The organism is Eisenbergiella tayi, assembly GCF_001881565.1.
GTDB lineage: Bacteria > Bacillota > Clostridia > Lachnospirales > Lachnospiraceae > Eisenbergiella > Eisenbergiella tayi.
On the sequence record NZ_MPDJ01000011.1, the window covers coordinates 119,858 to 143,259 of the forward strand.

A 23,402-nucleotide genomic window follows, 5' to 3' on the forward strand; every position below is an offset into this window, starting at 1 on the left:
CTGATACCTTTCGTCCGCTCAGATAAAAACGGCCTATCCTTCCAGTTTTTTTCTCAGGTCTTCCATATACTGTTTTTGCTGGTTTCTAAGATAGATTCCCACAAACGGCTTCATCCAGAATTTTTTTACCTTCACATCTTCAGTGAAATCCGCCCTGGCGCCTGCCGTTATTTTCTCAAAGGTTCCAATCCAGTGTCCCTGCATATTTTCATTTTCCATGTCGAATTCGTATCTTTCCATAGGCTCATAAGCCGTTATGGTAAACGTGGTGGCAAATCCGTCTTTTGTGTATTCCCGGAATTTCATGCCTGTATGTATCGGGCTTTTGGCACCCGCAGAACCGGGATTTTCCGGTTCCAGTATTTCTATCCTGTCAAGATCACTTCTCCATGCATAATCCTCCAGACTGGTTACCGCTTCCCATACGGTTTCCATATCTGAATGGAACACTTCTTTTCTGTTTGCTGATGCCATCTCTTCCTCCTTCTGCCTCTGCCGGCGCTTTCTCTGTCAGGTATCCGTGGATACATTGTCCCAGTCATCGTCGTATCCTATCAGCCAGTTTAAAGCCATATGCCGCTCCACCACAACATCCGCATTGAGGGACGCGGGTGCTTCGTTTCCTTTTATTCTGGCATCCACACAGGCCCAGTCCAAATGGTAAATTAAATCCGCCTCGTCCAGTATTTCCTGTGTGCCGCGCGGTTTTGCTGCCTGCAGCAGAAGGGACAGCTCCGGTCTGTCACGTACGATTTCAATCGCTCTGTCACAATCACAGACCTCTTCCGGATAGTCCAGTTCTTCTATAAAACCCAGGGCCCAGGCAAGCACCCAATAGGCCTCATATTTCCAGGTCATGGCACATAATTCTTCCTCTGATGCGCTGCCGGAAAATATGTGCTTCTCTTTTTCCGTGAGTTCCTCAAGCGCCTCATAATCCTCCAGCATCGCAAACCAGAAATTTCTTCCTTCCTCTCCGCCGTTCCCCTGCATGATATCGAAGGCATACTGTATGGTAAGCAAGGTGCATACCATGCGTTTGGCTATTACCTCCGGCGCCTTTATCTTTACAGACGCGGAATCTTCAATCATCGGAAGATGTTCTATATAAGGTACTTCCTTCTTTTTCAGGAACGCAATGGATTTTTCTTTTCGCAGTTCCCCTTCTGTTTTCTTATCTGAAAGCATAATTTCCGTTCCTCCATCCAAACTGACAGTGCCGCAATGTATAAATAACATATGCAGGATTCACTGTTTTTTATTAATATCACATAACTGCAAAATACGCAGCAGTTCCTCTAAAGCTGTAATCTCATAATCCGGATTCACTCCGCAGGCGGCGGAACCCTTACCCGGATGATACCAGCAGGTCTTCATTCCCGCTGCCGCTGCCCCTTCCATATCGTTAACCAGGGAATCCCCTACCATCAAACACTCCGATGGGCTTGCGACAGACAGCGTATTACAGATACATTCAAAAAATTCTGCGGAAGGCTTTACCGCACCCACACTTTCTGAAACAAAAATACGGCTTATGCAGTCTCCGAATATAGCGGCTCTGGGTACCTGGATCTCCTCCAGACCATTTGTAGCGAGAACCAGCGTATAATATTGTGACAGACGCCTGCATACCTCTTCCGCTTTCGGTTCCGGAATCCTTTCTTCCTTATAATACCGGGTGTAAATCCGGCTTAATTCTTCCGGTGTTTTCTCCAAATTCAGTTCTTTTCCCAGTTCGGCGAAACGCCGTACCGCATAGCTCCGGTATAATTGGTGATAATTTTTCCGTATATAAGCATCTTTCGTATTATCAAGATCGTATTCCTCCCAAACGGAGTCACAAATATCCGTATACTTTCTATGCAGCTCATCGTTATCGAAAATACCGCATGCCTCCATTGTCCTGCTGAAAGCTCTGCGCTCAGACTTTTCAAAATTTATAAGCGTTCCGTCCACATCAAAAATAATATAGGTATAATCCGTCATTTTCTTTTCCTGTTCCCTCCGGGTAAAAAACAATCGTGGAGCAGCGCTCTCCTTTCTGTGAAAGGAAGCCTTCCCCACGATCGTCCCGGTCGGAAGGCTGCATTTCTCATGTCTTCCGCCGGACCTTTCTGTTATTTTTTCAAACCGCTCTTTTTATCATCGGCAATCAGTTTACGAAGCGCTTCTATTCCTGTGCGGATAGCGGCGTCCGTATCATGCTCCACCGGATTGGTTAACCCGGCCTTTTCCCTCTCCTGATTGGCAACCACCAGAAATACAGAGCCGCAGCGCACTCTCAGATAATCCGCAACAACAAACAGCGCCGCTGATTCCATTTCTGATGCCTTACAGCCCAGCCTCAGCCACGCCTGCCACTTATTCTCCAGTTCATAGCTAACCGGCATGATTTCCGGTTCATGCTGTCCATAAAAAGAATCCTTACACTGTACGATCCCCTTGTGCCAGTCATGTCCGCTTTCCTTAGCCGCTGCGATCAGGGCATTCACCACATCAATATCCGCGACCGCCGGAAACTCAATGGGGGCATATTCCCTGCTGGTTCCTTCATTTCTTATAGCCCCCGTAGCGATAACCAGGTCACCGCTCTTCACATCAATATCCATACCGCCGCAGGTTCCTACCCTGACGAAGGTATCTGCCCCGGCCTTAACAAGCTCCTCCATGGCAATGGAAGCCGACGGGCCTCCGATGCCGGTTGAAGTTACGCTCACCCGTTCCCCGTCAAGCAGGCCGGTATAGGTTACGAATTCCCGGCTGTCCGCAACAAGACGCGGTGACTCAAAATACCGGGCAATCTTCTCACTGCGCTTGGGATCTCCCGGTAAAATAACATATCTTCCCACATCCCCGCTCTTTATCTGTAAATGATACTGTATTCCATTTTCCGAATATTTCATACTTTCCTGCACCCCTTTCCGCCGCCTTTTTGGTTATTGACACAAGTATACCAAAAAAAGGGAAGGGAATACAGTGTTATCTGCGTAAAAGAATCTTAATTTTTGCTGTAATATTATATTTTCCTTTTCGCAGAAGGCCTGCCTTTCCTGTCTATTTGCTTTGATTAATATGGCAATCCGTAAATTCCGTAGCTGCCGCGTCACAAACAATGGAAAAGCTTGTCTGATGATTGATATGGGCATTTTCCAAAATTAAATTTCTGATAACGGCTCCTTCACTTGCGGCAAAAAAGCCCATATCACCGGACTTTTCCGTTATTGTCAGATTGTATATCTTATACCCATTGCCATCAAAGATGCCGGTAAAAGGATCCTTTTTACTCCCAATCGGCTTCCATTCCCCCGTCAGGGTAATGTCACAGCCTAATATATAATTTTCCGACAGGGAATGGGTTTTCCCGATGGAAAGCAATTCATCCTCTGTGGTTATCATATAATATGTTGCATCTTCTATGGTGGCTGTCTGCATTGTATCCGGGAGATCCTCTGCTGATTGAACCGCAGCGGAGGTATCAGGCTTTGCATTGCAGCCGCTTAAAATAAATATGAGGCAAATTAATACTGGTATTAACTTTTTCATTTAATCTTCTCCTGGCCTATATTCTTTTTTTCATGATAACACATAAGTTCTAAATTCTCAATTTACATCGGCATTGACGGAAGGCTATCCAATTATTCCCGGATTTTCCTTTCGTCCTGCTGTCCCATTCTGTTTCATCAGAATAAAAAAAGCCAGGGTGTATTTATTGTAATGTTTTAGGGGCACGGAAAAACACCGCAATCCTGAAGGACTGCGGTGCTCTTCTTTTAGTCTGGGAAGCCGTTACCTGATGGTAAAGCTGCAGCTTCCCGGCATATGCTATCATATGCTCAAGAGTTACTGGCCCTTCCGGATCGATTTAACAGACGGGGGCGGGCTTATTCTTTTCATGGCAAAACCGGTTTCCGGCATCGTTCTATTTCCGGCCGCCAGCTGCGTAAGGGTCTATAACGGTTTCTACAAAGCGCCGCAGGATAGCAACTGCTTCGGCACGGGTAACGGTATCTTTCGGGGCAAACAGGTGGTTTCCCTTACTGTTCATCACGCCGGCCTGCTGCATAGTCTGTACCGCACTTTTCATGCTGCCGGTGATCTTGTTGTTATCCGTAAATATCTCTGCTTCGCGGGCTATCGGAAGGGTATATCCCAGAACAGCCACATACCGCTTCATCATGACCGCTATCTCTTCCCGGGTGACAGCGGCATCCGGCGCAAAGGTCTTTTCTCCGGTACCATTAATAATCCCCTTGGAGGATGCCCATTCTACGTAAGGGGCATAGTAAGCGGCGGCGTCAGCATCGGAAAACTGGACGGAAGGATAGGCGGCAGGATCGATACCGGCCAACTGTCCCAACGCCAGAACGAGCATGCCCTGCGTCATAATACCATCCGGGACAAAAGCGTTTTCATCAGTTCCGCCCAGCATGCCTCGGCTTGCCACAAAGTTAATGTCCTCTTTCGCCCAATGGCTCATAGTATCGGCATAGGCAGGGGCAGGCTTGTATCCCACACCATAGACACTGAAATGCCCGGTGGATCCTATCAGGTTCCCGCTGCCCAGGTCATAGCTGGACTGGTACAGCCATTCCGTGTTTTTTCCATCCTTGCTGTACACAAGAAACAGGCTGCCGGTCTGCTCGTCTGCTGCAGGCTTATAGGCCAGCCTCACAGTGACACGCCCGGTACCAAAACTGGTAACAAAAGCCGCCTTGCCACCCTGGCCTGTATAGCCTACGGTCAGCCGGTAAGCCGGGCGGGTGCCGACAGCAGCCAGCATGTCCCCGGTAAGGCCGGTTTCCCTGGCAGCAGTCAGGGTAATATCTCCGATGGACTGCTTCTGTATTTCCTGCAGGGCTGCAAGGTCAAAGGTCAAATCCACAATAGGCGTATGGAGAGTCAGGTACTTTATGCCGTTGTCCGGGTCAGCAAGGCGGTCGAGGGTGGCCCGTTTGATGATGATGGAAAAGCTGTCATAAACCGCCGCCGAGGTCACGCTGTACTGCATTGTAATTCCATATTTCGCCCTGCCTTTTTGTCTGGCTGTATGCAGCGCCCTGATAAGGGCTTCCCATGTACTGTCGTCACTTGCCGTCCCGATGGCCATGCCGTCCTTTACCGTGACAGGAATTTCCGCTACGGTCCGTTCCGGGCTGTCCGGCTGGGACGGCTTAAGGGGCGTGATTGTGATATTGGAATCGCTCCCTCTGGGACTTGAATGATCATTATCTCTATTGGATATGGGTGAATTCACGGTAACGGCACAAGTGGCCGTTTTCTTTCCATACTGGGAGGTCACGGTGATGGTGGCCGTGCCTATGGAAACGGCAGTCACCCTACCACTACTGTCCACTATGGCAACGCCGGTATTACTGGATTTCCAGCTTACCGCCTTGTATGAGGCATCAGTCGGTATCACTGTGGCAGCCAGTGTTTCACTTTGGCCGGGTCCCAGCTGCAGCGTATTCCGGTCAAGGACAAGTGCGCTTATGGGAGTATACTCCACCGTATTCAGATTCTCCCAATTCCCAGAATCATAGCCGTTTCCGTTTTTGGGGATATAAAAAGTCAGGCCAGTGTTTGTATTATTGAAGGTGGAAGAAGATATCGCCGGCGCGGTCGAGGATTCCATAATAATACTGCTAAGGCCTGTACAGCCGGAAAACGCATAAACCCCAATTTGGGTCAGGTCTACCGGCAGCGACTGCAGCGCAAGGTTCTTGCAACCGTAAAACGCCTCATCCCCAATTTGGGTCAGGCCTTTCGGTAACGATTGCAGTTCAAGTCGCTCACAGCCATAAAACGCCTCATCCCCAATTTGCTTCAGGTCTACCGGCAATGATTGCAGTTCAAGTCGCTCACAGCCATAAAACGCATAATCCCCAATTTGCTTCAGGTCTACCGGCAGTGACTGTAATACAAGGCTATTGCAGCCGTAAAACACATAATCCCCAATTTGCTTCAGGTCTACCGGCAGTGATTGTAATACAAGGCTATTGCAGCCGTAAAACGCAGAATCCCCAATTTGGGTCAGGTCTTTCGGCAATGACTGCAGGGCTAGGCTTGTGCAGCCATTAAACACATAATTCTCAATTTGGGTTAGGTTTTCTGGCAGCGATTGCAGCGCAAGGCTCTTGCAGCCCCAAAACGCAGAATTCCCAATTTGGGTCAGGCCTTTCGGTAACGATTGCAGTTCAAGTCGCTCACAGCCATAAAACGCCTCATCCCCAATTTGTTTCAGACCGTCCGGCAACGATTGCAGTTTAAGGTTTCTGCACCCATAAAAAGCATACTCCCTAATTATCTTCAGGCTATCTGGTAGATACAGCATTTGCATTTTTGTCATATTGTCCTTAGCGGTATGTGTATTATTCATAATCGTTTCAAGATCCGTCATGCCAGACAAGTCAAGGGTTGTCAGATTGTCCCAATCGCTCTTTATATAATATTGTTCTAACAGATATTTCCAGTTATATCTTGTAATCTCCTTTACATTGCCCGTCAGCTTGATGGTAGTAATATTGGCTTTTTTGCCAGTCAGAACAGCATCTATAGCCTTTTTCATTTCGTTGTCATCCATGCTATTGCCGCCACTGCCATTGCTATTAAAGGTCACATCCAAAACATCATCCTGCACATCCAATACGACATTGGCCGCCCCAATCCTCACATAGATCTCCGGCAGCTCCACATCCCTTTCACAGGTATATCCAGTTGGAAGAACAGGCGTAAAAAGATAACTGCCCTGCCCGGCGTTTTCGTCATATTTGGTGTCAGACTCCCACGTTACATCCGTTATGGTGACCGATTCCGAAATGTGTTCCTTGTCCTTCTCCAAAGGGTAACCGGACGCGCTCAGTGTATTAGGCAAGTCCAGTTCAGATAGCTTTGTACCGGCAGTAACAGTCTGATATTGTGTCTTCTCACCCAGCGCCTCAAAAGCTGTAAGGACAAATACTGTCGTTTCTTCTGATTTTTCTATGTTTGTCTCTGGAAACTCCTGCTCAGGTAAATCGTTCCCGCTCACCTGTTTTGATTCCTTGCTGCACTCTTCACAGTTAAAGCCGCAGGAGTGGCCCTCCACAGCCTCTTTGTACCCGCAATCCTCATCATGCTCCCCACGCTCATGGGGGCAGTTCCATTCATAGCATTCCTGTGTATGTTCATGGGCAGCATTATTATCTGATGCCGGTTCCATGTTCTCTTCCTCATAACCACACACCAGCTTATCCGTATAACAGTCGTCCGTGTGGACGTGTTCACAGGGATGACCCTCCATTGCTTCTACATAGCCGCATTCTGCCGTATGCTCCGGATGGTGTTCGCACAGGCCCTCCGTATCAGATGCCGTCCCTTCTGCATAAATGGTTGTTCCCAGCTGTCCTGCCAGCAGGACAGCACACAGAAGCAGCGAAAGGCCGCACACATGTTTCCTGTTCCTCATATTGTTTCTCCCTTCCAATCCTTTTGATTCCTATCGCATATTTATGACTTTCCCGTCTTGGGGCTTGTGTTTATAAGTCTGGACATTGCCTGCTCCATCTTTTGGCGGGATACGGGCTTCCGGCAAAAGAACGGGATACACAGCCGGTATGCCTGTACACGGAAGTCCATATCGGAAAACCAGAGGATTCTTCTGGCCAGGTTCCTTGCGCTGGTGACGGTGTTCAAGCCTTCCACGCCGTCTTGTGCCACAATGACAGCGTCCGGCAGTGCCTGCTTTACCATGCCGTCCAGTTGCAGCCAATCGGTACAGCCTGTTACCTGTGCTTCTTTTCCCTGCAAACACTGCCGGATCAGGCCAATCAGCTGTTCCCGTTCCGCAGCATTGCCGTCGCAGACAATTACCTTCCACATGTATGATCTCCTTTCTGTCGTGAATTTCCTTATATATTCAAAATAATAGTTATATAATCAGATAGCAAGAAGGTGGCCGGAACTTGCAGTTTTTGGCCTGAAATTGCACTATGGAAACGAACTTTTAAGATAAACTTTTCCTGACACAGGATTTATGCAGGGATATGTGAACAGATAACAGCCAGGGTGTATTTATGGTAATACTTTGGAGGACATAGATAAGCGCCACAATCCCTGTGAGGACTGTGACGCTCTCCTTTTCTTATAAACCCGGAAGCCGCCGTTACCAGACGGTAAAACGGCGGCTTCCTAATATATTCTGCCATATGCTCCAAATTTCCCGGTCCTGACCGGACCGATTTCAAGCCGGTGATGGGCTTGCTTTTGCCATACAGCCAGCCCCCGGCACCGCTCTATCTGCCAGCTGCGGCAGGATTAATAACGATTTCCACGAAACGCCGCAGGATGGCAGCTGTCTCGGCTCGGGTAACGGTATCCTTCGGGGCAAACAGGCGGTTTCCTTTACTGCCCATCACGCCTGTCTGCTGCATGGCGCGTACCGCGTCTTTCATGCTGCCAGTAATCTTATTGCCGTCCGTAAAAATCTCCGCCTCACGGGAAACGGGCAGGATGTACCCCAGCTTTTCTGCATACCGCTGCATGATAACTGCCATTTCTTCGCGGGTTATGGCACGGTCGGGGGAAAAGGTATCCGTGCCGGTTCCGTTCACAATTCCCCAGGATGCCGCCCATACCGCATAGGGAGCATAACCGGCATCGGCAGGTACATCAGAAAACCGTTCTGAAGAAGCATAAGCTGCCGGATCTGTCCCTGCAAGCCGCCCTAAAGCCATGACGAACATGCCCCGTGTGATGGCAGTATCCGGGCTGAACATGGTGTCACTGGTTCCATCCAGCATACCACGGCTGGCGGCAAAGTCAATGTCCGCCTTCGCCCAATGGGTAACCGTGTCGGTGAAAGCCGGGGCTGGTTTGTATCCCACACCATAGACGCTGAAATGCCCGGTGGAGCCAATCACGCTGCCGCTCCCCTTGTCATAGCCGGACTGGTAATACCATGTCGCTGCGCTGCTATCGTCTCCATAAACAAGGTACAGACTCCCGTCCTGTTCCCCGGCAGCGGGGGTATAGGCAAGGCCCACAGTGACTCTGCCCCTGCCGAAGTCCCGGACAGTGGCTGCCCTGCCGTCCTGCCCCGTATAACTCACAGTCAGCTGATAGGCCGGGCGGGCTCCCACAGCCGTCCGCATGTCGCCGGCCAGTTTTTTTACCCGTGTGGCCGTCAGTGTAATGTCGCCCGTGGATTGCTCCGCAATCTCACGAAGCGCCGCAAGGTCAAAGGTCAGATCCACAATGGAGGTGTTGATAATCAGGTACTTCACTTTGTTGTCCGGATTCATCAGCCTGTTAAGGGTTGCACGGCTGATAATGATGGAAAAGCCATCGTAGGCCTCCGCAGTTGTCACGTCATACTGTACTGCAATCCCGTATTTTGTCCGTCCCTTTTGTCTTGCCACGTTCAGAATCCGGGTAATGGCTTCCGATGTGCTGCTGTCGCTTGCCGTACCGGCTGCTGTGCCGTCCTCTACGGTGACAGGTATTTCAATCACAGACAGCGCGGGCGTATCCGTCTGTACCTGCTGCGATGGCTGCGGAGTGGGGATTGGAGCAGGGGCAGAGCTGCCACTATTGTCTGCGGGTGTCCCTCCGGTCTCATAACCTTTGAAATTTGCTGTTGCCATACCGTCTGCCGACAGAGGGAACAGAATGGGATTCGTGCTGCCGGATACCAGGCCCACCCATCCGTCAAAAAACTTTCCGTTATCCGGAACGGCAGTCAGGGTCACCTGCTTTGTGTCGATATCGTAGCCCTTATTCCCCGTGTCATTGGGATCCCCGGTTCCAAATATGACTCTGCCTCCGCCGACAGATTGCATGGTCAGCTTTTTCCCGTCCGGTGCGGTAAAAGACGTAAGGGGTATGTTACCGCAGCGTAAATCGGTCAGGTTCGTCAGGCCGGATAAATCCAGACTCCCTAACTGGGTATTGGAGCAGTACAGTGTCTCCATCCCGGGATTTGAGTAGCAGGACAGAGTGGTCAGGTTCTTTAGGCCGGACGCATTCAGTACCGTCAGTAGGTTATCGGAGCAGTACAACTGCTCCAGCTTAGTCAGGTTTGTCACATCCAGCGTTCCTGTCAGCTTGTTTCTGCCACAGCGCAGGGAGGTCAGATCCTTTAGCCTGCTCACATCCAGGCTCCCAGACAGCTGGTTACCGGTGCAGTTCAGGACACCCAGTTTAGTCAGGTTGGCTACATCCAGTTCTCCTGACAATAGGTTATTTTGGCAAAATAGTTGGGTCAGGTTAGTCAGTTTGGCCACATCCAACTTCCCGGACAGGTTATTATTGGAGCAGAACAGTATTTCCAGCTGAGTCAGGTTGGACACATCTAGCTCCCCCGACAGGTTATTATTGGAGCAGTCCAGGTTGATCAGCTGAATCAGGTTGCCCACGTCCAGCTTTCCTGTCAGCTTATTCACGGAGCAGCGCAGATCTTCCAGCTGAGTCAGGTTGGATACATCCAGAGTTTCAGACAATTCGTTCCTATAGCAGTCCAGGTGTTTCAATTGAGTCAGGTTAGCCACATCCAGCTTTCCTGTCAACTTATTCCCGGAGCAGTCCAGGAGTGTCAGCTGAGTCAGGTTAGCCACGTCCAGTTTTCCTGTCAACTCGTTCTCGGCGCAGTCCAGGGTAGTCAGGTTAGTCAGCCCGCCTACCTCCAGCTTTCCCTTCAGGCCTTTTCCGGTTATAAATAATCCTGTAATTCTTTTTACGGTACTGTCATTCCATGTTACCAGCCCATCCGCTTCCCATTCTTTCGGGGAATTCCTTGTGGCAGAAAGGCCGTTGTCGTCAATTATATGGTTGATAACCTCTACGTCGCCATCATGGTAACCGTCTTTGTCTGAATCATCAGGATCATTCCCCGTAAAGACCGGGGTTATATCCACGCTGCCGGTCAGGTCAAAGAAAATCGTGTTTCCATTTGGATTCGCGCCAACGGGTGGGTTCTTCCATTCCTTAAAGGAAAAGCCAGTGCCAGGAGTAGCCGTCAGGGTTATCCTGCTGCGGCTGAAATCAAATGCCTTCATCTTTACCGTACCACCCTTTGTCTGGTTAACATTCAGGGTGCCGTTCTTTGTCTTGAACGAGGCAAAGGGGTTATTTTCACATTCCAATGAGGTCAAGTTCGACAAGCCAGACACGTCAAGTGTCTTCAGCTGGTTATTGAAGCAGTACAGAGTGACCAGGTTCGACAGGTTGGCCACATCCAGTGCCTCCAGTTGATTATGGTTACAGTACAACTCGGTCAGGCTCGACAGGCCAGACACGTTTAATTCCTTCAGCTGGTTAGTGTTGCAGTCCAGAGTATCCAAATTCGACAGGCCGGACACCTTCAGTTCCTCTAGCTGGTTTAATGAGCAGTCCAGCATGGTCAGATCTGTATTCTTTGACACATCCAACGCCTTCAACCCGGTATTGGAACAATACAAAGAGGTTAGTTTCTTATTCTTTGACACGTCCAGTACCTCCAACGGGGTATTGATACAGTATAGATCGGTCAGGTTCTCCAGCTGATCCAGCCCAGTCAACGCTATCAGATCCTTATTATTACCGCATCGCAGATCGGTTAGAGCTGTCAGAGCAGATACGTTCAGCGTCCCGGATAGGCTTTTGCTGTTTAGAAGCAACCTGGTAATTCTTTTCGGGCTGCTATTGTCCCATACTACCAATCCCGCCGTTTTCCAACTTTCCGGCTTGCTTTCATCCACGCCGCTGATATTCTTTAAGGTGGGATGTGCGTTAAGGATTTCCTGAAAAGCCGTCTTATCCCCGGTATCATAATCGTCCGCAGAACTTAACATAGCGTAGTTCACCATTCCAATCCGCACGGAGATTTCCGGCAGCTCCACGTCCTCCGCACAGGTATAACCGGCTGGAAGAACAGGCATAAAGACATAGCCGCCATCGATGGTTTCATCCCACGCGTTGTCGGGTTCCCAAGTCACATCCTGAATGGTGATATGATCCTCCACAGTTTCATCCACGGTATAGCCGGAAGCTTCCAGTGTGGCAGGCAGGTTCAAATCAGCCAGCTTCGTACCAACAGGGACGGTTTTGGCCTGTACCCTCTCGTTCAGCACGTCAAAGGCCGTGATTGTGAATACCGCCGCATCTTCCGTTTCTTCCTGTTCCGGCTCCTGCCGTTCCGCTACAGGCGGATTGTTCCCGCTGTCCACCTCCGGCTCTTTCCCGCATTCGTCACAGACAAAGCCGCAGGAGCGGCCCTCCACAGCCTCTTTGTACCCGCAATCCTCATCATGCTCCCCACGCTCATGGGGGCAATCCAATTCATAGCATTCCTTCGTATGTTCATGGGCGGCGTCACTGTCTGATGCCGACTCCATGTTTTCTTCCTCATAACCGCAAATCAATTGATCCGTATAACAGTCGTCCGTGTGGACGTGTTCACAGGGATGGCCCTCCACTGCTTCCACATAGCCGCATTCTGCCGTATGCTCCGGATGGTGTTCGCACAGGCCCTCCGTATCGGATGCCGTTCCTTCCGCATAAATGGTTGTCCCCAACTGTCCTGCCAGCAGGACAGCGCACAGAAGCAGCGAAAGGCCGCGTGCATGTTTCCTGTTTCTCATCTTGTTCCTCCCTTCCAATCCTTTTGATTCCTATCGTAAATTTATGACTTTCCCGTCTTGTGGCTTGTGTTTATAAGCCTGGAAATTGCCTGCTCCATCTTTTGGCGGGATACCGGCTTCCGGCAAAAGAACGGGACACACAGCCGGTATGCCTGCACACGGAAGTCCATATCGGAAAACCAGAGGATTCTTCTGGCCAGGCTCCTTGCGCTGGTGATAGTGTTTAAGCCTTCCACGCCGTCCTGCGCCACAATGACAGCATCCGGCAGTGCCTGCTTTACCATGCCATCCAGCTCCGGCCAATCGGTACAGCCTGTTACCTGCGCTTCTTTTCCCTGTAAACACTGCCGGGCCAGGTCAATCAGCTGTTCCCGTTCCGCAGCATCACCGTCGCAGACAATCACCTTCCACATGTATGATCTCCTTTCTGTCGTGAATTTCCTTATATTATCAAAATAATAGTAATATAATCAGATGGCAAGAAGGTGGCCGGAACTTGCAGTTTTTGGCCGGAAATTGCATTATTAAAACCGGTTTTTGAGAAAAATGGTCTTGACAGAGAATTTATGTTGAGATGTGTAAGAAGGGCTATTTGAGAATAAGACAAACCGGGAAATCCGGAAGAAAGATAAGCTGATGACACAGTTATCCATCACAGACAACCATGTGGTTTTTAGCTTTATCCCATTAATGAAGCAGGATGTTTCTTTGGAACGTTCTGCTAATAGGTATACCGTTTCCGTTCATTTCCGTTCATTATTTTATTAAAAAAGAAATTGCATTCCGCATTATCTTCTGTTATAGTATAAAACAAAATTTAAAAGCGAGGATATATTTATGAAATTATTTATTTCACTTTCCAATCGACGCAGCCGATGAAGCTTGTATCTTTTACGGTACAGGCTTACGTGCTGTGTACCTGTGGAAAGTGATTTGAATTTTTCCTTTCAGACACTGTCAGGTTTACACAGCCTGACGGTGTTTTTTATTTGGAGGAAAAAGGATGAAATTATTGACAGATTTACTTACAGCAATTTTCGAAACAGCTTTTTTAAACTGTGGTTATGATAAAATGCTTGGAAAAGTGGTTGTTTCCGGCCGTCCTGATTTGTGTCAGTTCCAGTGCAATGGAGCTTTTACCGGTGCAAAACTATATAGGAAATCACCTTTAAGCATTGCAGACGATGTTTCAGCGCTCATTAAGCCTGACGGAATGATTAGCAAAATAGAAGTCATGGCGCCTGGTTTTATCAACATTACGATTAATGACGGATTTTTATTACACTATGCCGAACAAATATTTCATGACAAATATAAAGGGATTCCCCAGACTGAAGCCCCGGAAACCATAGTCCTTGATTATGGCAATCCCAATGTAGCCAAACCTCTCCATGTAGGGCATCTGCGTTCCGCCATAATCGGCGAAGCGCTGAAAAGAATCATCATTTCCACAGGAAGAAAAGCTATCGGCGATGTTCACCTCGGCGATTGGGGCTTACCGATGGGTCTTGTTCTCGCAGAAATGGAAGAAAAATATGCAGACAAGATTCCGCCGATTACCGCTGATTTGCTGAATGAATTCTATCCCCTTGCAAGCAAAAGGAGCAGATCAGATGAAGCTTTCCTTGAGAAAGCAAGAACAATAACCGCTGAATTACAAAAAGGCAGCATCAAATATATGGACACCTGGCGCAAAATGGTTTCTGTTTCGGTCAGGGATATCAGGAAAACCTTCGACAGGTTACATGTTTCATTCGATTACTGGTATGGAGAAAGTGATTCCAGTAAATATGTACCGCAACTACTTCAGATATTATCTGAAAAAAATTTGCTCGTTCCCAGTGAAGGTGCACAGGTTGTGGATGTTTCCTGTGAAAGTGATAAGGCTCCTGTTCCGCCTGCCATTATCATAAAATCAAATGGTTCTGAAGGCTATGTTACAACAGATATAGCCACGATCCTTCAGCGGCAGCAGGATTTTAAGCCTGACAGGATCTGGTATGTAGTTGACTTCAGGCAGAATCTGCATTTTACGCAGGTGTTCCGTACCGCACAAAAGGCAGAGCTGGTTCCTGCTTCAACAGAACTGACTCATCTGTGTTTCGGAACGGTAAACGGCAAGGACGGAAAACCTTTTAAAACCCGTGACGGCGGAATCATGCAGCTATCTGAACTGCTTGATACCGTGGTAAACTGTTCTTATGAAAAACTGAGAAATACAGATGATATTGACATGAATTTTAAAAAAGAAACGGCAGAAAAAATCGGTATAGCAGCGATAAAATTCGGTGATTTAATCAATCATTATTCGAAGGACTGCGTGTTTGACATCGACAAATTCATGGCATCAGAAGGCAAAACAGGTGTTTATCTCCTTTATACGATTGCGCGGATCAACTCCATACTCAAAAGAATTGACAGCTTTGATTTAACCGCCCCTCACTCATATGGCATTTATTCTCAAAGCGAGCGGGAGCTTTTGCTGAAGCTGGCCCTGAGCGGTAATGCCTTTATAAACGCCTATAATGAAAAATCACCAAATATCATCTGTGAAAATGCATATCAGATTGCTGTGGCTTTCTCAAAATTCTATCATGAAAATCATATTATGAGCGAAAGTGACGGACAAAAAAAGGCCTCTTGGCTCGCTCTCTGCATAAATACAAAAGATATGCTGCAAAAGCACCTTGATACCTTAGCGATTGATACGGTTGAGTTAATGTAAAACCCATCATATTTTCAGCACCCACAAACAGCCGGTATAAATTTTATACCGGCTTAATCAAATTTTCCTCATACAGTGTATCGAAAGTATTGACTGCGCCGCCATGCTCAGCTATTTTTCCATCCACCACCTTGTCAATATCAACGCCGGTGAAGGACAGTCTTTTGTGTGTGGGCTTTATTCCAATCCACTCTCCTTCATGTGTTCCTTCCATGATGAATTCAGAGATCACATAATCACCGTCCGCATATTGCTTAAGTATTTTCATGGTATAATCGGGGTAAGTTTTCTTTACATCAACAAGGTGCTGCTTCATGCCATCTATCCCCACAGGTATTATCTGTTCCCCGACTTTCACGACACAGTCTTCTGCGATAAATTGAGGAAGTTCCTCCAACAGATTTTCTGACACAATTGTTTCATAGAAATATTTAACAATATCTTTTTTCTCCATTTTTATTCTCCTCATGGCTGCGTGATACCGTACTGTATACCGGTGAATACCGGATTATAAGCATAACCGGCTGAAAGTTATTATTGCTATACTAATAAATTATGAATTCCCTGTCAAATAAAAAAAACAAATTATTTCAAAACAACAAACGATATATCATTGATACTTCATATTATATCCATGTATTGGCAGCAAAAGGCCCGTGTGGTAAAATTATAGGATAATACCTGGCAATAAACAGAATATAAAATACATATATTCAGAACGGAGGAATCATGCTTACTCCCAAAGAAGCGGAAAAAGAACTGGAATTGGGCGCCGGCTTAATGCCGGGCCCCTGGGTACAGCACAGTAAATCTGTTGCCGTAAATGCCCGGATGATAGCGGAGCATACAGACTGTATGGACAGTGAACGTGCCTATTCCATGGGGCTTATGCACGATATAGGGCGCAGGGAAGGCGTCAAGGCTATCATGCACATCATAGACGGTTACCGTTATATGACAAAACTCCACCAGCCTGAAATTGCCAGGATATGTCTGACACATTCTTTTCCCATACAGAATATCAATACCTTTATCGGAAAATATGATTGTTCGGAAGAAGAAAAGGATTTTCTGGATCATTACCTCTCTGCCGTTGTCTATGACGATTATGACAGGCTGATTCAGCTGTGCGACGCCATATCCCTGCCAAACGGCGCCTGTATTATGGAAAAAAGGCTGGTGGATGTAGCCCTAAGGCATGGCCTACCATCATTTACCCTTGATAAATGGAAGGCTTTTATGAATCTGAAAAAATACTTTGATGAATTATGTCATTGTAATATTTATTCCCTTTTGCCGAATGTGATGGAAAATTCTTACGAAAGCCTGATATAAGGGCCGCTGTCGGTATTACTGGCCTGCAGGGGAATATACGGCATTTACATAATAATACATACGTTTATGTCTGTTATGCAAATCCAGTGAACAATATTCCGCCATTCTTTGCAAAATGAACCGCATGGCGGCCCAGCCCTGTTCCCAGATCGAGAAGCTTGCTGTAACCCTTTTCTTTCCATACCTGCGACAGATAATAACTGTCCTCCGTAGGATTCAGCCATGCCGACTGATTTGCATTTTCCCAATCCCATCCCTTTGATTGAACCATAATTCCTCCTTTACCTCTTTTCAACTAAAAATCCATCCACAGCAAAATCTTTTAAAGTAAAACTGACATTGATCGAAAATTCAAAACGGAGTTTATTCCCATAAAAAGAGAAACGATAGACAGCGACATACGGTGTTTCAATGAAATAAATCTTCAGTATAAGAGCTTCGTTAAAGACTGCCTCACAGTAATATTCCTGCTTATGAACCTGCAGGTCCTTCAGGAAATTCATTTTCCCGCTGGTTTCCTGTAAAAGTGAAAAACGGATAGTATCGGTATATTCCGCATAACATAGCTTCACCAGATATTCATTACAGGATGGAAGAAATTCCACATACTTGATTCCCAGAATATTATCTTCAAGCCTGAAATTACTACACGGGATTACAGCATCCACGGCAGCAGCGTTTTTTTCAGGTCTTGTATTTTCGATATAGGCGCAGCAGCATTCTGTATCATTAAGCAAATGCTTATAAATTAACGACAACAAGGCTTCCGTTTTGGAATACTGGGAAAACACAATGACAGCTTTCTTTTTATCAGGGCACATTAAGCACAGCTGCCCAAAAGCACCATCCATACGATAATATCCATCCTTACCGATATGAAATTGATAACCATATCCGTTTCCCGAAAACTCACTGTCCGGATTGTTTATATCATCCTGCTTAATTATTTGCTGTGTTACGGCCATCTTCAAATATTCCTTTGATATAAGCTGACTGCCGTTGTATGAGCCCTCTTTTAACAGCAGCTGCGCTATTTTGACAAGAGACATGGGATACAGGCTCAGCCCCATTCCTCCCGCCGTCAGCTTTTCCGGAGACAGCTCCCATTGAGCCTCATAAATCTCCATGGGATAAAATAAATACCGGTTCAGGAACTGTTCCAGAGACAGGCCCGACACTTTCATGATAATGGCGGACAGCATATGGGAGCAATGGGTGCTGTACCTGTAAAAGGTTCCCGGCTCATGGGGAAATAACTGTTTCAGAAAGGCTTTCACCCAATTATCCTGAACAAATAGATCCGAATAAGTATTTTCATGAATCCCGCAGGACATGGTCAGCAAATGCTGAACCGTAATCCTGCTCAGATTTTCATCCGGTGTCTCCGGACACTCCTCCGGGAAAAAACCGATAATAGAATCATCCATATGCAGCAGACCCAAATCCCAGGCAATTCCTGTTGCAAGTCCCGAAAAGGTTTTAGTCATGGAGAAAAACAGTTTTAGGGAATCCATTTTATAGGGATATCTGACATATTCCCCCATCACACTGCTCTCCGAAATATACAGGGCATGTGTGATATTCGTATTTTCATTTTTGCTGCATTCCTGTATAAAACCTGCAAATGACAAGGCTTCATCCTCCTTATTTCATTATAATTCTTTTTGTTTCCATTCTTTTTTCCGTATTCTTCATTAAAATCGTAGGCAATTTCATATGTGTCATACTCGCCAAACCATCATGCGTCCCCCGTCAATATCAATATTTTCAGAACTCGTTTATCTCCGATGACAATACAGCCTCCAGAAAGCTTTCCGGCACAGAGCGGAAGCGCAGTCTTTTATAATCTTCCTCCGGCATATGACGCATCAGCACCGGCAGGCTTTCCTCCAGTCCGTTTTCCCGATATCCGATTCTCTTGTCCGTAAGAAACGCAAAACCAAAATCCGTATACAATTTAATAGCTCTATAGCTTGACGGCTGCGTGTGCAGATATACGGGAAAATCATTCGCTCCAAGTTCCGACAACAGCTTTGTAATAAGGGCTCTTCCTATTCCGCTGCCTTCACAGCCCTTTTTTACCTTAAGCCAGTGCAGGGTATTTATTTTTCCATAGGACTTCCAGATAAAGCCGGTTCCTACAGGATTCCCCTCACTATCCCTCACAAACAGGCACTGTGAATAGAATAAATCTTCTTTTTCTCCATATACCTTCTGAAAATAATCTGTCATATAGCCGAAAAACGCTTCCGCCTGTTCTCCCTCGTCAAAAGGCATTCTTTTCCACAGGTCAAGCTCATCCCTCCTGCATGAATCAAAGTAATACCCTTCAGGCAGACAAGCATAAGCTTCCTTCTTCGGTACTTCGCAAACCATGAACAAATTCAGATCCGGAATTTCCTCGTACATCCTATACTCCTTTTATTACCATTTCCTCTGTTACCTGATACAAAAAAAGCAGGACATCATAAACGGACCGTTTTCCGTCTGACATCCTGCATACCACTCTTATTTGATTTTCCAGTCTCCCTGCAGCATCATGAACACTTTCCATTCTTCTAAGTTCCCCATGACAAAACTGTCCTTAGGTACAAGAAGAGACAGCTTCTTCTGGATCACCAGGACATACAGATTCTTGGAACTGATAATCTTTGTAATCGCCGAATACTCAAATACAGAATGAGCGCCGTTGTTGGAAAAGATTTCGAGAGCGTCGGAATAAAAGCTGATTCTTCTCTCCAGAGGTTTTCCCCCGTTATTCGCCACCTGTTTGGCAAATTTCTTATCTCGAGAGGATTTATAAAGGAAAAACGGCATTACCAGACATATGATACCCACAAGAAGGAATACAATGCCCGAGCTGAAGGCGCCGCCAATGATGCTGAACAGTCCGAGAATAATACTGACTCCGCCCATGATATAATACAGCTTGCGGTATTGGCCCATAAATGCTTTCACAAATTCCAGATACACTTCTTTGGTGATCGTAAATTCATTTTTGAAAAGGAGCTGGCCTCCGATACGGTATCCGGTTCCTGCCTGATGTATCGGCGGTATTGTCCTGGTGTTTTCACCAGGTTCTTCCGCGTCTTCGGACTCATCTGCTTCAGAGTCATCCTTTTCCGCCCCATCCGCTCCCGGTTCGTCTGCTTCTTCATCTGTCCGCTGGCCGTCTGCTCCCTGCTGTACTGTCTCTTCCAGATCTGCCGCAGTGTCTGCCCCTGCTTCCTTATCTTCTGTTTCCATAGTCTCGTTCTTTTGTTCTTCCATTTTTACCTCTCATTCCACCGGCCATAAACAGCCTGTTTCTTTCTGTCTGTTCTGCCATAAAGAAATTATGTATGTAAATAAAATTATAATAGAAAGCCTCCCGGCCGTCCACCTTTAATTTTACTTTCCGATTTGTCATTTCCCTATCTTCCACATACTATAAAATAGAATACCATAATCGGATGGGAATGAAAAATGAATTCTTCCAATTACAATAGAAATAATTCCTCCTGCTGCAATTCATGCGGTTCCTGCGGCTGCACCCAATGCCGGCAGGGGCCGCCCGGCCCTCAGGGGCCTCCCGGTCCACAAGGCATCCCGGGGGAAAGAGGCCCCAGGGGAGAGCAGGGGCCTGCCGGTCTCCGGGGAGAACAGGGCCCTCAGGGTTTCATCGGCCCACGAGGCAAACAGGGACCGCAAGGCCCTGCCGGACCGCAGGGCATACCCGGCCCACAAGGCCTGCCCGGGGCCAGAGGGGAACAGGGGCCTCCCGGTACGGAAGGCTGGAAAAATACTGCCTACGCTCAATATGGAATCGCTGCATCTCCTCCCAGCCATAATTACCTTCCCTATTATCCTGTCTGGGGTGCCGGGGGACTCACCAGTCTGCCCACTGATGAAACCATACAGTTTATGCCGGGATATGTTTACATGATTTCTTTTGTTTTCCTGGCGGTACCGGATGCCGGAAATTACTATCAGCTCCTGCCCTATCTTAATGGCTCGCCCCGTTTCCTTTATTCCGTACTGGCAGCTGCGGGAAGCGGCAGGACAGCTTCTGCCAGCGCCTCCTTTCTGACCAATGAAGCCCTTTATGAACCTCTGGATTTTTCCCTTTTGCTTACTTACCCTGACACGGTACGTAATATAGATATCACCGGAGCCGTCTCCATTTATCCTGTCGCCGTTCTTTAACCAATAAACGGGCCTGCCATTCCTTTTTATGGATAGCAGGCCCGTTTTATTCCTCCCAAGTAATTAGCGGATTACACATTAAAGACTGATGTTCATTAAACTTACTTCCCCACGATACTCGACTTAAAACAGTTTTCACTTATATAAAGCAGTAAGATCTTTCACATATATTTCCCCATTTGTAAATTGAATTTTACTATTGCTTAAAAATCCATCCAGCGATTGAATTGTTTTATCCATAAGAGAAATCTTCCATTTTTTTCTTAAATCTTTTTTGAAGCTTATATAAATTTCATTTTTTAATGGTTCATATACTATTGTACAAAGAGTATTCTCCTGACTGGTTTTATTTAAAACTTCAAAGGCTTCCTTTATTCCAAAGCTGTCATTATTATTATTAATATATTCATAGGCACAAATATATCTGTCAGCACCTATTCCATGTACTTCCTTATAATTTGTTTCTTTAAATTTCCCATTCGGGAAATTAGTCATAACAATAAAATCATTATAAATAGGACTTACTGCATTTGTATTACTTCCTTCTTCCAGAATAAATGCATCACCAGTCTTATCGGCGATAATAGTATGTAACCCTAAATCCGGGTATAGTGGATTCCTGGGATATGCGATTACTCTTTTATTAAGGATTTCAAAAAATTCAGATGCTTTTTTTGTTTCCTTCAGCGCCTCATCAAAAACATCAAAAGCAAACCAGTCATTTTCGTCACAACCTGCTTTGAACCCCGGGCCATAATCTACTGCCTGGGTACATATAAAAAGGCCCTCGCTGTTAAAGCCAGCGATATCCCTGTATTTGTTACCTGCAAATCCGGAAAAGTAAAATAAGTTCTTATCCTTATAACTATTAACCTTCAGTTTTAAATCAATATCATCCGTATCAAAATTCATACCGTAGACAGGTTTTTGCTGACTGTATACTGCAAAACTTGTACACATTTTGGAACCTCCTTTTGAGATATCATTATGTCATATACTTAGAGTTTCAGAAAATTGTTCAGTTATTTTTTCATCGGCTTCACCGCTTTCCTAAACTATGTCCATATGATACCATCATACATTTCGATGACTCCACCTATAACATTTTTCAGAATCAAAAATGAGTCTCCTTTCTTAATAGCTTGCCCTGTTTCCTTTATTCCGTATCGGCAGCCTCGGAAAGCAACAGAACAGTTCCTGTCAGCGCGCCGTCCTTTAACCGGTAAACGGGCCTGCCATTCCTTTTTATGGATAGCAGGCCCGTTTTTCTTACATTGCGTCAATTGGCAATGCGGAATATTTCTTCCTCTTTAAGAGGGATCTGTTCTTCCTCTATGCTGAGGATTTCAATCCACTTGCCCCTCTTGATTTTGTCTACAAGATGAAGGATTTCTTTCTGCGTTCCCTGTACCTCCATCTCCACTCTGCCATCTGACAGATTAGCCACCCAGCCGGTCAGGCCCAATTCCCTGGCCGCCATATAGGCCGTATAGCGAAAGCCCACTCCCTGTACCTCCCCGGAAAAAATCATATGCTTTCTGATTTCCATGGGTCTTCCTTTCCTTACCTTGCGCAAATCTGTTCTTCTTCCTCAGAACTTCAGATTCTTGAACAAATCGCCCAGTGAAGTGGTGGCTTCTTCTTTGGAGCTGTACTCTGCCGCCTGATGGGCTTCCATCTCATCGGCTTCCGAATTTTCCTCCACAGCTTTTATGCTGAGGCTTATTTTATTGTCATTGGTATTCAGCACCTTGGCCTTTACTTTATCCCCTACAGTAAGAACTTCGGAAGGCTTTTTAATTCTCTTCTGACTGATCTGGGAAATGTGTACGAGTCCGCTCAAACCATCAGGCAGGCTGACAAATGCACCGTAAGGCATCAGGCTTTCCACAACTCCCTCCAGGATACTGCCCGGAACCAGCATGGAAATCTTATGGTTGATATCCTCCACTGCACGCTCTTTCTCAATTACCTTGGCGGAGAGAACCAGCTTGTTCTTTTCCTCATCCACGGTAATTACCCGAACCTCCAGCTCTCTTCCGAGCCAGGGCTCCAAATCCTCAACATAGGTCAGGGACAGCTGGGACGCGGGAATAAAACCACGGATCCCTTCCACAAAAGCCACTGCGCCGGCCTTTACGATTTCACTGATTTTTACCTGGATATTCTTGTTCTCTGCCATGTAGCCTTTGAGTATATCCCAGGCCAGCACCTGTACCGCTTCTTTTTTGGAGAGCTTTATATTTCCTTCGCCGTCATCTGTCTTTACCACGGTAGCCTCTATTTCGTCGCCTACCTTCACATCCTCAAGGATATTAAATCCGGGATCGCCGCTCATGTCCTCCGCTTTTATAATACCTTGAGCATAATACTGCAGATCCAGAACCGCTTCCTCTTCATTCACCGCAATGACGGTACCTGTAATAATATCCCCTTCTTTTATGGAACGGAAGGATGCTTCCAGCTCCTTTGCATAATCTTCCATCGTTTCCCTTTTCTCTTCCACGGTCTTGTCCCATCCTTTCTGTTATTTCCTTTATTATAAATAAAACTGACTCTCTTGT

General features: G+C 46.6%; 21 protein-coding genes. 3 read left to right on the plus strand and 18 right to left on the minus strand.

The genetic code is table 11. The features are described 5' to 3' along the window. Positions 1-33: 33 nt before the first annotated feature. The 9 genes from BLA28_RS28985 to BLA28_RS29025 form a co-directional block, all read right to left on the minus strand. Positions 34-474: an SRPBCC family protein gene (locus tag BLA28_RS28985; protein ID WP_069157274.1), complete on the minus strand. Its 441-nt coding sequence runs from the start codon at positions 472-474 to the stop codon at positions 34-36. 36 nt (positions 475-510) lie between these two features. After that, positions 511-1,188 (minus strand): DUF4272 domain-containing protein, encoded by a 678-nt coding sequence (locus BLA28_RS28990; protein ID WP_069157273.1) that lies wholly within the window; start codon positions 1,186-1,188, stop codon positions 511-513. Between the two features lie 60 nt (positions 1,189-1,248). Next, positions 1,249-1,986: an HAD family hydrolase gene (locus tag BLA28_RS28995; RefSeq protein ID WP_071699674.1), complete on the minus strand. Its 738-nt coding sequence runs from the start codon at positions 1,984-1,986 to the stop codon at positions 1,249-1,251. 131 nt (positions 1,987-2,117) lie between these two features. Continuing rightward, positions 2,118-2,903, minus strand: coding sequence for a uridine phosphorylase (gene udp / locus BLA28_RS29000; RefSeq protein ID WP_069157402.1), 786 nt, complete (start codon positions 2,901-2,903; stop codon positions 2,118-2,120). 151 nt (positions 2,904-3,054) lie between these two features. Then, a complete protein-coding gene (locus tag BLA28_RS29005) occupies positions 3,055-3,543 on the minus strand; it encodes a M26 family metallopeptidase (RefSeq protein WP_069157271.1) in 489 nt (162 codons plus the stop codon). A gap of 376 nt (positions 3,544-3,919) precedes the next feature. Beyond that, positions 3,920-7,444: a leucine-rich repeat protein gene (locus BLA28_RS29010; RefSeq protein ID WP_069157270.1), complete on the minus strand. Its 3,525-nt coding sequence runs from the start codon at positions 7,442-7,444 to the stop codon at positions 3,920-3,922. Positions 7,445-7,485: 41 nt separating this feature from the next. Beyond that, complete coding sequence (locus BLA28_RS29015) at positions 7,486-7,857, minus strand: hypothetical protein (RefSeq protein ID WP_069157269.1); 372 nt, start codon at positions 7,855-7,857, stop codon at positions 7,486-7,488. 413 nt (positions 7,858-8,270) lie between these two features. Further along, on the minus strand, positions 8,271-12,593 hold the full coding sequence (locus BLA28_RS29020; protein ID WP_069157268.1) for a leucine-rich repeat domain-containing protein: 4,323 nt from the start codon (positions 12,591-12,593) through the stop codon (positions 8,271-8,273). Between the two features lie 41 nt (positions 12,594-12,634). Then, positions 12,635-13,006: a hypothetical protein gene (locus BLA28_RS29025; protein WP_069157267.1), complete on the minus strand. Its 372-nt coding sequence runs from the start codon at positions 13,004-13,006 to the stop codon at positions 12,635-12,637. A gap of 590 nt (positions 13,007-13,596) precedes the next feature. Here BLA28_RS29025 and argS point away from each other — a divergent pair. Continuing rightward, the gene (gene argS / locus BLA28_RS29030) at positions 13,597-15,318 is read left to right on the plus strand and encodes an arginine--tRNA ligase (protein WP_069157266.1); all 1,722 of its coding nucleotides are present in this window, start codon (positions 13,597-13,599) and stop codon (positions 15,316-15,318) included. 43 nt (positions 15,319-15,361) lie between these two features. Here argS and BLA28_RS29035 read toward each other — a convergent pair whose 3' ends face one another. Further along, positions 15,362-15,772 (minus strand): ester cyclase, encoded by a 411-nt coding sequence (locus BLA28_RS29035; protein WP_009253151.1) that lies wholly within the window; start codon positions 15,770-15,772, stop codon positions 15,362-15,364. Positions 15,773-16,047: 275 nt separating this feature from the next. On the opposite strand from BLA28_RS29035, the gene BLA28_RS29040 reads away from it, so the two are divergent. Beyond that, positions 16,048-16,653 (plus strand): HD domain-containing protein, encoded by a 606-nt coding sequence (locus tag BLA28_RS29040; protein WP_069157265.1) that lies wholly within the window; start codon positions 16,048-16,050, stop codon positions 16,651-16,653. A gap of 73 nt (positions 16,654-16,726) precedes the next feature. On the opposite strand, the gene BLA28_RS29045 is transcribed toward BLA28_RS29040, so the two are convergent. The 5 genes from BLA28_RS29045 to BLA28_RS33885 form a co-directional block, all read right to left on the minus strand. Beyond that, positions 16,727-16,924, minus strand: a complete 198-nt coding sequence (locus BLA28_RS29045; RefSeq protein ID WP_069157264.1) for a class I SAM-dependent methyltransferase — start codon at positions 16,922-16,924, stop codon at positions 16,727-16,729. A 10-nt stretch (positions 16,925-16,934) separates the two neighbouring features. Next, positions 16,935-18,284, minus strand: a complete 1,350-nt coding sequence (locus BLA28_RS29050; protein WP_071699675.1) for a serine hydrolase domain-containing protein — start codon at positions 18,282-18,284, stop codon at positions 16,935-16,937. 136 nt (positions 18,285-18,420) lie between these two features. Next, positions 18,421-19,062: a GNAT family N-acetyltransferase gene (locus tag BLA28_RS29055; RefSeq protein ID WP_069157262.1), complete on the minus strand. Its 642-nt coding sequence runs from the start codon at positions 19,060-19,062 to the stop codon at positions 18,421-18,423. A gap of 99 nt (positions 19,063-19,161) precedes the next feature. Next, positions 19,162-19,923: a YcxB family protein gene (locus BLA28_RS29060; RefSeq protein WP_141702920.1), complete on the minus strand. Its 762-nt coding sequence runs from the start codon at positions 19,921-19,923 to the stop codon at positions 19,162-19,164. Further along, positions 19,883-20,062: a hypothetical protein gene (locus tag BLA28_RS33885; protein ID WP_044970591.1), complete on the minus strand. Its 180-nt coding sequence runs from the start codon at positions 20,060-20,062 to the stop codon at positions 19,883-19,885. The genes BLA28_RS29060 and BLA28_RS33885 overlap by 41 nt, the downstream gene beginning before the upstream one ends. A gap of 56 nt (positions 20,063-20,118) precedes the next feature. On the opposite strand from BLA28_RS33885, the gene BLA28_RS33270 reads away from it, so the two are divergent. Continuing rightward, positions 20,119-20,838 carry a collagen-like protein gene (locus BLA28_RS33270; protein WP_081329979.1) on the plus strand — a complete coding sequence of 240 codons (720 nt, stop codon included), beginning with the start codon at positions 20,119-20,121 and terminating at the stop codon, positions 20,836-20,838. A 135-nt stretch (positions 20,839-20,973) separates the two neighbouring features. On the opposite strand, the gene BLA28_RS29080 is transcribed toward BLA28_RS33270, so the two are convergent. The 3 genes from BLA28_RS29080 to BLA28_RS29095 all read right to left on the minus strand — a co-directional run bounded on the left by BLA28_RS29080 (position 20,974) and on the right by BLA28_RS29095 (position 23,323). Beyond that, on the minus strand, positions 20,974-21,798 hold the full coding sequence (locus BLA28_RS29080; protein WP_069157260.1) for a linear amide C-N hydrolase: 825 nt from the start codon (positions 21,796-21,798) through the stop codon (positions 20,974-20,976). Positions 21,799-22,117: 319 nt separating this feature from the next. Continuing rightward, positions 22,118-22,387 carry an acylphosphatase gene (locus tag BLA28_RS29090; RefSeq protein WP_009253160.1) on the minus strand — a complete coding sequence of 90 codons (270 nt, stop codon included), beginning with the start codon at positions 22,385-22,387 and terminating at the stop codon, positions 22,118-22,120. A 42-nt stretch (positions 22,388-22,429) separates the two neighbouring features. Then, positions 22,430-23,323: a S1 RNA-binding domain-containing protein gene (locus BLA28_RS29095; RefSeq protein ID WP_069157258.1), complete on the minus strand. Its 894-nt coding sequence runs from the start codon at positions 23,321-23,323 to the stop codon at positions 22,430-22,432. Positions 23,324-23,402 lie beyond the last annotated feature (79 nt).